Source organism: Actinomadura sp. NPDC048394, from assembly GCF_040651755.1.
GTDB lineage: Bacteria > Actinomycetota > Actinomycetes > Streptosporangiales > Streptosporangiaceae > Spirillospora > Spirillospora montaniterrae.
In genome coordinates, this window is the sequence record NZ_JBEZJL010000064.1 from 51,413 (window position 1) to 61,846 (window position 10,434).

The 10,434-nt window shown below is 75.3% G+C and carries 8 protein-coding genes; 7 read left to right on the forward strand and 1 reads right to left on the reverse strand.

Features of this window, described 5'->3' with window-relative positions:
* Nucleotides 1–103 precede the first annotated feature (103 nt).
* From AB0C78_RS36435 to AB0C78_RS36455, 5 genes are read left to right on the forward strand one after another with little or no spacing between them, the layout of a single operon-like run.
* Nucleotides 104–1,237 (forward strand): hypothetical protein, encoded by a 1,134-nt coding sequence (locus AB0C78_RS36435; RefSeq protein ID WP_360757161.1) that lies wholly within the window; start codon nt 104–106, stop codon nt 1,235–1,237.
* Complete coding sequence (locus tag AB0C78_RS36440) at nt 1,234–3,822, forward strand: hypothetical protein (RefSeq protein ID WP_360757164.1); 2,589 nt, start codon at nt 1,234–1,236, stop codon at nt 3,820–3,822. Before AB0C78_RS36435 ends, AB0C78_RS36440 begins: the two co-directional genes overlap by 4 nt.
* On the forward strand, nt 3,819–4,943 hold the full coding sequence (locus AB0C78_RS36445) for a hypothetical protein (RefSeq protein ID WP_360757166.1): 1,125 nt from the start codon (nt 3,819–3,821) through the stop codon (nt 4,941–4,943). The genes AB0C78_RS36440 and AB0C78_RS36445 overlap by 4 nt, the downstream gene beginning before the upstream one ends.
* On the forward strand, nt 4,940–5,875 hold the full coding sequence (locus tag AB0C78_RS36450) for a hypothetical protein (protein ID WP_360757168.1): 936 nt from the start codon (nt 4,940–4,942) through the stop codon (nt 5,873–5,875). The genes AB0C78_RS36445 and AB0C78_RS36450 overlap by 4 nt, the downstream gene beginning before the upstream one ends.
* 41 nt (nt 5,876–5,916) lie before the next feature.
* Nucleotides 5,917–6,801, forward strand: coding sequence for an aminoglycoside phosphotransferase family protein (locus AB0C78_RS36455; RefSeq protein ID WP_360757171.1), 885 nt, complete (start codon nt 5,917–5,919; stop codon nt 6,799–6,801).
* A gap of 35 nt (nt 6,802–6,836) precedes the next feature.
* Here AB0C78_RS36455 and AB0C78_RS36460 read toward each other — a convergent pair whose 3' ends face one another.
* Complete coding sequence (locus tag AB0C78_RS36460; RefSeq protein WP_360757173.1) at nt 6,837–7,652, reverse strand: SAM-dependent methyltransferase; 816 nt, start codon at nt 7,650–7,652, stop codon at nt 6,837–6,839.
* 66 nt (nt 7,653–7,718) lie between these two features.
* On the opposite strand from AB0C78_RS36460, the gene AB0C78_RS36465 reads away from it, so the two are divergent.
* Both AB0C78_RS36465 and AB0C78_RS36470 read left to right on the forward strand, forming a co-directional pair.
* Nucleotides 7,719–8,945, forward strand: coding sequence for a cytochrome P450 (locus tag AB0C78_RS36465; protein ID WP_360757176.1), 1,227 nt, complete (start codon nt 7,719–7,721; stop codon nt 8,943–8,945).
* Between the two features lie 732 nt (nt 8,946–9,677).
* Nucleotides 9,678–10,166, forward strand: a complete 489-nt coding sequence (locus AB0C78_RS36470) for a nuclease-related domain-containing protein (protein WP_360757179.1) — start codon at nt 9,678–9,680, stop codon at nt 10,164–10,166.
* Nucleotides 10,167–10,434 lie beyond the last annotated feature (268 nt).

The following is a 10,434-nucleotide window of genomic DNA, read 5'->3' on the forward strand; positions in this document are numbered from 1 at the left end:
CCCCCGACGACCAGCGCCTCGACGACCAGCCACTCGAACCCCAGGACCCCGCGCGAAGGAAGGCCCCGCCCCGTGAACGGCACGACCCCGTGAAAGGCCCGGCATGACCGAACCGTCCCCGACCGAGGAAGCCCGGCACGACGAGCCCGCCGCCGGCGGCCCGGCCGCCGGGCCGCCGCCGCCCGCGCCGCCGCAGCCCCGCCGCATCGGGCTGTGGGGCGCGCCGACCTGCGGGAAGACCACGTTCCTCGCGGCGCTGCGGATCGCCGCCGAGGAGGGCGGGCACGACGTCCGGCTCGTCGGCTGCAACCGCGCGTCCACCGAGTTCCTCGCCGACACCACCCGGCAGCTGAAGATCGAGCGCCGGTTCGTCCCGGCGACCCGGGAGCTGCCGCCGAACCTCGCCTGGCAGCTGCACGGCACGCACATCAAGAAGGTCCGCCCGGACACCGGCAGGCTCCGCTTCAAGCGGCGCCGCCCCGTCCCGTACACGGTGATGCTGGACATGATGGACGCCCCCGGCGGCATGTTCAGCAGCCGCCCGGAGGACCGGGCCGCGCGCGAGCCGTCGTCCGGGCTGCGGTTCAGCAGCTCCGCCGGCGACGGCGACGGCGGGTCCGGCGACGGCGGCGGGGGCGACGCCGAGGAGCGGCTCGTCCGGCACCTCGCGGGCTGCGACGGGCTGCTGTTCCTGTTCGACCCGACCCGCGAGCGGGAGATGAACGACGCGTACGCGTTCTTCCAGCGGACCGTCCTGCAGATCTCCGAGCTGGCCGGGACCAGCGGCGTCGACCACAAGCTCCCGCACCACCTCGCCGTCTGCATCACCAAGTTCGACCACCCCGAGGTGTACGAGCGGGCCGTGCGGCTCGGCTACGTGACGCCGCCCGCGAGCATCTTCGGGATGCCGCGCGTCGACGAGACCCGCGCGCTGGAGTTCTTCCAGGACCTGTACCGGGGGACGCACGCGCACGACCCCGTGAACTCGCTGCTGCGCGGCATCCGCTCGCACTTCGGCGAGTCCCGCACCCGCTACTTCGTGACGTCCGCGATCGGGTTCTACCGCGACCCGATCGAGAACCGCTTCCAGCCGGAGGACTACCTGAACATCGCCGAGCAGTCCGACGGCGGCGACGGCCTCGCCGGCGAGGACCGGTTCCGCATCCGCGGCGACGTCGCCCCGATCAACGTGCTGGAGCCGGTCATGTGGCTCGCCGGGAACGTGGGCGAACCGTGACCGACCAGGCTCCCGCCCGGGAGGCGGCGGCGCTGCGGGCCGGCTGGGCGATCCGCGGCAAGCCGCCGGGCAGCTACGACGAGTACCGCGTCACCGGCTGCGGCGGCCCCGACTTCAGCTCCGCCGACTACGCGCACATCCTGCGGCACTTCGCGCTCGGCACCCCGTCGCCGGGCCGGTCCGGGCCCGCCGCGCTGCCGTGGATCACGATCAGCGAGGTGCGCGGCGGCGACGACGGCACCCGCATCGGCGTCGCGCTGGAGGACTGGACGGGCGAGGCGGACGGCGCGGGCCGTCCCATCGCCGAGACCCGCTACCTGTGCGTCCCGTACGAGGCGCTGCGCGCGGTGCCGGTGTCGTACGCGAGCCTGTACGAGGCGCTGTCCGCGCTGACGCCGCCGTTCCCGTCCGACGGCCTCGACCTGCGGGTCCCGCCGCTCGACCCGGCGGCCGCGGCGGAGGCGCTCCAGCGGTTCGGGGTGCAGCGGGTCGCGGCGGCGGCGTCGCTGCTGCTCGACGGCCCCGTCACCGTGACCGGCGCGCCGGACCTCGCCGCCGTGGACCGGCTGGCGTTCCTCGACGCCGTCGCGGCGCTGCTGCCGTACGGGTGGCGGACCCGGTTCAGCGCCGCGACCTGGGACCAGAGCGGCAACCGGAACGTGTCGCTGGCGTTCGCGCGGCAGGTCCGCGAGCGGACCGCCGAGCTGGACTGGCGGGCGCCCCGGCTGCCGGAGCGCGACACCCCGGGCCGCGCGTACGCGGAGACGCTCGCCGACCTGTTCGGGGAGCGGGGCCGGACGGCCGCCGAGGTCGTCGCGCATCTCGCGGAGGCCACCGCGCCGCTCGCCGACGCCGACCCCGGCGCGGTCGTGCGGGTGCTCGGCGGCCTCGACTGGCCCGCGACCGTGCTGCAGGCCGTGGAGCGCGGGACGTACGACCCCGCCGACGTCCGGGACCTGCTGGCCGCCGGGCGGCACCGCGAGCTCGGCGACGCCGGCGCCCGGAAGATGCTGTACGCGCTGATCCGGGAGCGCGCCCCCGAGGACGTGCCGCTGCTGCGCGAGCGCTGGGCGGAGGTCGCGGGGACGACCGTGACGCCGTTCCGGGAGCTGTGCGGGGCGGTCCGCGCGCTGGTCTGGAGCGGCGAGGACGTCCCGTCCGGCGCGCGCGCGGCGCTCGCACTGCCGTACTTCCAGCTCGCCCATGACCTCGGCCGCGCCGACGACCTGCTCGCCGCCGTGGTGACCGCGCCGAAACGCGACGTGGACGAGGTCGGCGCCGAGGCCGCCGCGCTGGTCGTCCTCGAAGCGATCGGCCCCGCCGCGGTCGCCCCGGCGGGCCCGCAGTGGCCGCAGACGCTCGGCGAGCTGGGCCGGTCCCCGCGCGTGGTGTGCGCGCTGATGACCGCCGTCGGGCGCGGCGAACCCGCACCGCTGCAGGCCTGGTACGAGTGCCTCACCCACCACCTGCCCGAGTCGCTGCTCGGCCTGTTCCGCAACCTGATGTTCTCGCCGCTGACGCCCGTCCAGGGCGACCAGTTCGCCGCGCTCGCCCGGCACGACCCCGCCTGCGTCGGCGACGTCGTCGCCCTCGCCGCCGAGGCGCGCCGCCTCCCCCTCGTCCTCGACGGGCTGGCGGACTGGCTGACGTCGCTCGACCGGATCCCGGCGGGCGACGCGCTGGTGCTGAAGGGCCGGCTGGCGCGGGCCGCCGCGCCCGACCCGGCGTCCCTCGGCATGCTCGACGGGCTGCTGCTGTGGCTCGCCGCTCCCCCGCACCACGTGACCGGCACCGCCACCGCCGACCACCCCGCCTACTGGGAGGGGTTCCGGTCGGTGTGGGCGCGTCCCATGCCGCAGGGACGCGCGGACCGGCGGCGCGAGACGCTGGCCGCCTGGCTGCGGGCGGGCGGCTGGGCCGCGGGCGGCGGCGCCGGGCCCGTCCTGATGCTCGCCCGCGAGCTGATGGCCGGGCCGCACGACGAGGCGCGGCCCGTGGCGAAGGCGATGCTCGCCGCCCGCGCGAACGTCCCGGCGCTCGGCGCCGTCGCGGAGTACCAGGTCTGCCGGCACGAGGCCGAGCAGCTCTTCCCGGAACTGGCGAAGGACCCCTTCATGACCGTGCTGACGAACCTCCCGCAGAACGCGACCGCCGGGCACATCGCGACCCTGTGCGCGCAGGAGATGGCCCGCGGCGTGCCGGCCGCGCAGATCGCCGACACGCTGCTGAACGGGCTGCCGAACATCACCGCCGGCACCGTCGTGGAGCTGATCGGCGAGGTCCGGTTCGCGCTCACCGAACTGGAGGACCCGGACGCCGCGAACCGCGCGCTGGACCTCGCCCGCGCGATCGCCCGGTACCCCGGCGTCGGGCCGGGGCTGCGCACCCAGGCCGCGGCGGTCGCGCTCGCCGAGATCGCCTTCTGGCACCGGGTCATCGAGATCACCGCCGCCGACCAGGACGGCGAGCTGCTGATCTCCGAGGAGACCCGGGACGGGCTGAAGCGCAGCGCGGACCGGGCGCAGTCCCTGCTCAAGGCGTCCAAGCCCGCCCGCTGGGGGCGGGGCGGCGGCGGCCGGTCGTGACGGCCGCCGTCGACATCGGGACGGCCACCACCCGGATCAGGACCGCCGCGGGCCTCACCGTCCTCGCGACGCCGCCGCCCGGCGCGATCGCCGGGGTCCTCACCCGCGCGGCCGGGACGGACCGTCCCGTCACCTGCGTCGTGCCCGACCACTGGCGCGACCACGGCGCCGGCCTCGCCCGGCAGGAACTGCTGCACGCGACCGTCCTGCCGGTCGGGCCCGCCACGCTGATCGGGCGGTTCGCCGCCGTCGCCGCGCACGCCGCCGCGCGGACCGGCCCCGGCCGCTACCTGGTCTGCGACGCGGGCGCGTCCGGCACCGGGTTCGGGCTGTGCGAGGTGTCCGGCGAGTCCGTCCGGCTCGTCGACGCCGTCTTCGACGCGGGCGCGGGCGGCGACGCGTTCGGCGAGGCCGTCGCGCCCGGGCGCGGCCGGGAGTTCGCGGCGTCCGCCGCGCGGAACGCCGAGCGGCTCGCCACCATCCTCGCGACCGCCCGCGAGAAGGCGCTGTTCCGCAACGCGCTCGCGGTCCGCGCCGGCGACCTGGAGATCACCGCGGGCGCGCTGCTGGAGGCGTTCGAGCCGCTCGGCGCGCGGCTCGCCGCGCTCGCGGGCCGCTGGTCCGCCGCGTCCGCGCGGCCGGTGCTGACCGGCGGGTTCGCCGCCTTCCCGCCGGTCGCGGAGGCGCTCCCGGACGCCGCCCCGCTCGGCCCGCACGCCGCCGTCGAGGGCGCCGCGCTCTTCGCCGCCGGGGTGTTCCGGGAGGCGCCGCTGCCCGACGTCCGGCTCCCGATCCACCGGATCCGGGACGGGCTGCCCGCCGAGGCCGAGATCGGCGTCCCCGGACGGCCCGGCCGGTTCGCCGCCCTCAACGGCCGCGACCTGCTGCTGTGCCACCGCCGCGAGCCGACGCTCGGCGCGCCGTCGCTGATGCTCGACGACGCCGGGACGCTCCCGGTCGAGGTCGACGGACGTCCCGTGCCCTGCCGCGTCCCCGGGCTGCCGCCCGGCGCGTACCGGCTCGGGCTCCGCGCCGCGACCCGCGGCCCCGTCGTCGCCCTGTTCCCCCTCGCGCCGGACGCCGACCCGGTGCCCGTCCCCCTGGAGAGGCCCGCCCGATGACCGACGCGCCCGACCCACCCGGCGCGCCCGGCGCGCCCGCCGGCGCGCTCGCCGCCTTGGAAGCCGCGCTCGCCGCCGCGCTCGCCGAGGCCCGCGCCGTCCCGCCGGGCGACGACCTCGCCGCGTTCCGGTTCGTGTCCGGGCTGGACGAGGCGCTGCACGACCTGCCGGAGCTGCTGGAGACGCTGCCCGCCCTCGCCCGCGGCGGCGACCTCGGCCGCGACCTCGTCGCGCACTTCGAGGAGACCACCGCCGAGCTCGCCCGGATGCGCGCCGACCTCGCCGCCGACCGCCGCCGCCTCGACGGGCTGCGCCCCGCCCTGGACGCGATGAAGGCGACCGCCGGCGAGCACGCCGCCGTCCGCGCCGAGCTCGCCGAACTCCACCGCCTCGACGCCCTCCGCGCCGACCTCGACGCGCTCCGCGCCCAGCGCGACGCGTTCGACGCCCGCCTGCCGGAGCTGAACGCGGCCCGCGACGCCGAGGACGGCCTCGACGCGTCCGCCACCGCCCTGCTCCGCCTCACCGGCACGCAGCTGGACCGGCTGAACGCGCAGGTCAGGGAGGCCGTCGAGAACGCGGCCGACGCGGAGGCCGAGCTCACCGCCGCGCGGCGCCGCCTCGCCGACGAGCGCGCCGCCGTCGAGTCCCGGACCGCCGAACTCGCCTCCCTCGCCGACGGCTTCACCGCGCTGCAGGCCGACGCCGAACGGCTCATGCCCGCGCTCGCCCGCTACCGCGACGCCGACCGCGCCCTGCTGGACGGCCTCGCCCGCGGCTCCCTCGTCAAGTCGTCCGGCCTGCAGCGCGCCCGCGACGCCCTCGACCTGGTCGAACGCACCCTCGAAGACCTGGACGCCGCGCTCGCCGCCGCCCTGGAGATCCACGACCACGCGCACGCCGAGGCCCGCCGCGTCCTGCCCCTCACCTAATCCGGTTGACCTTCCGGCGGGGTGTCGGGTCTGCTGGCCCGATGGCGAAGATGCACGCCGGCGAGGTCGAGACGGACCCGGACCTCGTCCGTCGGCTCGTGCGCGGCCGGTTCCCGGAGTGGGCGGCGCTGCCCGTCGAGCGGGTCGCGTCCGGCGGGACCGTCAACGCCGTCTACCGGCTCGGCTCCGCGCTGTCCGTCCGGCTGCCTCTGACCGCGGGCGGCGTGCGGGCGCTGGAGCACGAGGCGCGGTGGCTGCCGGAACTCGCGCCGAGCCTGCCCGTCGCGATCCCCGCCGTCGCCGGGACGGGCGGCCCCGCCGAAGGCTTCCCCTGGCCGTGGGCGGTGCACCGGTGGCTCGACGGTTCGCCTCCGACCGAAGGCGAGGCCGGGGACGGGCTCGCCCGCGACCTCGCCGGATTCGTCCTGGCCCTCCGCAAGACCGGCGTGCCCGGCGGCCCGGCCGCGTACCGCGGCGGCCGGCTGGCGTCCGTCGACGCGTCCGTGCGGTCGGCGGTCGACGAACTGCGCCGCACCGACGAACCCTTCGACGCCGCCGCGATCCTCGCGTCCTGGGACGAATCGCTTCGCGCCCCCGCCTGGACCGGCCCGCCACGCTGGCTGCACTCCGACCTCATGCCGAGCAACCTGCTGGTCGACGCCGCCGGACGCCTCACCGGCGTCCTCGACTTCGCCACCTGCGGCATCGGCGACCCCGCCTGCGACCTGATCCCCGCCTGGAACCTCCTGCCGCCCGGCGCCCGGCCCGCGTTCCGCGACGCGGTCGACGCCGACGACGCGACCTGGCTGCGCGGACGCGGCTGGGCCCTCTCCATGGCCGTGATCCAGCTGCCGTACTACCGCACCACGAACCCGATCATCTCGGCCAACGCGCGGTACACGATCCGCTCCGTCCTCGACGCCTGACCAGGGCCGCGGACACCCTCCCAGCGGGCACCGGATCAGGGGACGCGGGCGACCGCGCACAGCATCGACACGTCCTCGACCGCCGGACGGTCCTCCGCCGGCTCCTCCGGACGCCACTCCACCACCGACCCCACGCCCGGCGGCAGCAGCTCCAGCCCGTCGAAGAACCGCGCGAACTCGTCATGGCTCCGCAGCCGGAACGGCACCCCGCTCCGCTCGTTCGCCTCCACGTTCACCGCGTACTCCTCCGGCGTCAGGTAGTCGCCGGTCGCGTGCGTCATCACCAGGTGGCTGCCGGACGGCAGCGCGCCGAGCAGCGTCCGGACGATCCCGTACGGGTCGTGGTCGTCGGTGATGAAGTGCATCGTCGCGACCAGCATCAACGCCACCGGCCGCGACAGGTCCAGGGTCCGCCGCAGGTCCGCGTCGGCGAGGATCTTCTCCGGGTCGCGCAGGTCCGCGTCGATGTAGGCCGTCCGGCCCTGCGGCTCGCTTGTCAGCAGCGCGCGGGCGTGCACCAGCACGATCGGGTCGTTGTCCACATAGACGATCCGCGCCGACGGGTCGATGCCCTGCGCGATCTCGTGCACATTGCCGGCCGACGGCAGCCCGGTGCCGATGTCGAGGAACTGCCCGATCCCCGCCTCGCCCGCCAGGTAACCCACCACCCGCCGCATGAACGCGCGATTCTCCCGGGCCGCGAGGCTCACCGTCGGAAACGCCGACGCCACCATCTCCGCCGATTCCCGATCGACCGCGAAATTGTCCTTGCCGCCGAGCCAGTAGTTGTAGCGGCGGGACGGATGCGCCTTCGTCGGGTCGATCCCCGGCGGAACCCGCTCAGCGTCCACGGCGCCCTCGCTTCGTCGCCCGCCGCGAAACCGCGACGGAAGTGAAATGGCAGGACCCCATTATGCGTGGCAGGATCGGTCCAGCGCATCGGCTACCCGGGAAGGCACACGGTGGACCCGTTCTACAGCCCGTTCGACTTCGCGATTCAGGAAAACCCCTACCCGGTGTACGCGGAACTGCGCGAAAAGTCACCGGTCTACCGCAACGAAACGGACGACTTCTGGGCGCTGTCCCGGCACGGCGACGTTCTGTCCGCACTCCGCGACTCCGCGCGTTTCTCCAGCCGCAACGGCCTGCGCATCGAACCCGCCTTCTGGGGCCCCGAAGCGGAGAAGTTCTTTTCGTTCGTCGCCATGGACCCGCCCAAGCACACCCGCATGCGCGGCCTGGTCTCGCGCGCCTTCACCGCGCGCCGCGTCCAGGAGCTGGAGCCCCGCATCCGCGAGATCGCCCGCGACTGCGTCCGGCCGCACCTCGACGGCGACACCTTCGACCTGATGACCGACTTCGCCGGCCGCTTCCCCACCGACGTCATCTCCGAGCTCGTCGGCGTCCCGGAGGCCGACCGCGGCATGGTCCGCGACCTCGGCATGGCGATCATGTACCGCGGCGAGGAGGGCGACGACCTGCCGCCCGAGGCGCTGCAGGCCATCGGCGCCCTCGTCGGCTACTACACCGACCTGACGATCGAGCGGTCCAAGGAGCGCCGCGGCGACCTGCTGTCGGGCCTGCTGGACGCCGCCGACGGCGACGACCGCCTCACCCCCGAGGAGATCGTCGGCGTGCTGATCCTGCTCGTCGGCGCCGGCATCGAGACCACCATGCTGACGCTCGGCAACGCCTGGCACGCCGCCTGGCTGCACCCCGCCGAACGGGCCCGCGCCCTCGGCGGCCGCATCGGCGACTGGATCGAGGAGACGCTCCGCTGGGAGCCGACGTCGCAGGTCCTCGCCCGCACCGCCACCGAGGACATCACCCTGCACGGCGTCACCATCCCCGCCGACGCGAAGGTCCTCCTGCTCACCGGCGCCGCGAACCGCGACCCGTCCGTCTTCCCGGACCCGGACCGCTTCGACCTCGACCGCGACACCGGCGCGTCCCTCGCCTTCGGCAACGGCCGCCACCACTGCCTCGGCGCGAACCTCGGCCGCCTCGAAGCGCGCATCGCGCTGGAGGAGGTCACCGCCGTCGTCGCCGACTACGAGATCGACGAGGCGGGCGCGCAGCGCGTGCACTCCTCCAACGACCGCGGCTTCGTCACCCTTCCGACCCGCATCACGGCGCGCCGCTGACCCGGCCCTCCCGGGGCGCGCCGCGCGCCGGGCCCTTCACCGCGCCACCGCCGTGACATAAGGTGCCAGGGTCGGTCAACGATCGCGTAAGGGGCGGTTGTGGACGGTCTCGAAGCGAAGGTCTGGCGCCGCTACGGCCACCTGCGCATCTACGTGTCGCGCGGCGGCAGCGGGATCGGCTGGTACGACGTCCGGACGGGCCGCCACGAACTCACCGCCCCCGACCTGGCGGCCCCGTTCTGGAACGCCGTCCGCACCGAATGCCGCACCCTAGGCGAGCCCGCACCAGAGCCCACGCCGCCCGCGCCCGGCACACATCCTCCCGGCGGTACCCCCACAACGGACCACGCACGCCCCGAGCCCGCCCCGCACCCACCGCCCACACACAACACCCATCCGCCAGCGACAAGCACTGAAGACGCACCGACCGCAGGCGCTAGACGCACACCCGCCGCAGACGGTGAACTCACGCCAGCCGCAGACACTGGACGCACACCGGTCGCAGGCACTGGACACACGCCGGTCGCAGGCACTGGACACACGCCGGCCGCAGACGCTGGACGCCCGTCGGCGGCAGGCGCTCGCTCCGCACCGGCCGCAGACGAACCAGAGCTCGACCTCGCCCTCAACCGCCCCGGCGCCGCCGCACAGGCCCGCGCCGACGAACTCCGCGACTGGCGCACCCGCCTCGCCGCCCTCTTCGGCGCCCGCACCCAGGCCCACGACTTCGCGGTGGGCGCGAAGGCCGAACGCGTCATCGGCGGCAAGCTCGACAAGTGGGCGCGCAAGCACGGCTGGCACGTCCTGCACGCCGTCCCCGTCGGACGCCGCGGCGCCGACATCGACCACGTCCTGATCGGCCCGTTCGGCGTCGTCACCGTCAACACCAAGAGCACACGCGGCAAGGTATGGGTGGCCGACAACGGCATCATGGTCGGCGGCACGAAGGTCGACTACCTGCGCAACTCCCGGCACGAGGCCCAGCGCGCCCGCAAACTCCTCGCCAACGCCTGCGGACGCCACGTCCCCGTGCAGGCGGCCGTCGTCTTCGTCGGCGCGAAGGGCTTCACCGTCCGCAACGGCGGCCCGCACGACGTCGCCGTCCTCCGCGACGTGCGAGCGTTCCGCCGCTGGCTGCGCCGCTGCGGAAACGTCCTGAGCCCCGAACAGGTCGCCGAAGTGCACGCAGCAGCACGCCGCCCCAACACGTGGCGTCCATAAACGCTCCGCGCGTGGGGCAGGCGCGTCATCCGATCGGCTTTTCCTAAGCTGCTTCGTCATGCCTATCGCGCACGTCTCTTCCGCTTCGACTGAAGGGCTTAGTACCGTCTGGAAGAACCGTTCGGCCGGGAAGCCCGAGTGATTTCCTAATGGACGACGGGGTGTTCGGGTGTATCGGCAAGAGGGGTGTTCGGGTGGTGGGGTGGCGCTTGCGTACGGGGCCGCCCCTCCAAAGTCAAGGGCGCCTTCGGCGTCGCTACGCGATGGA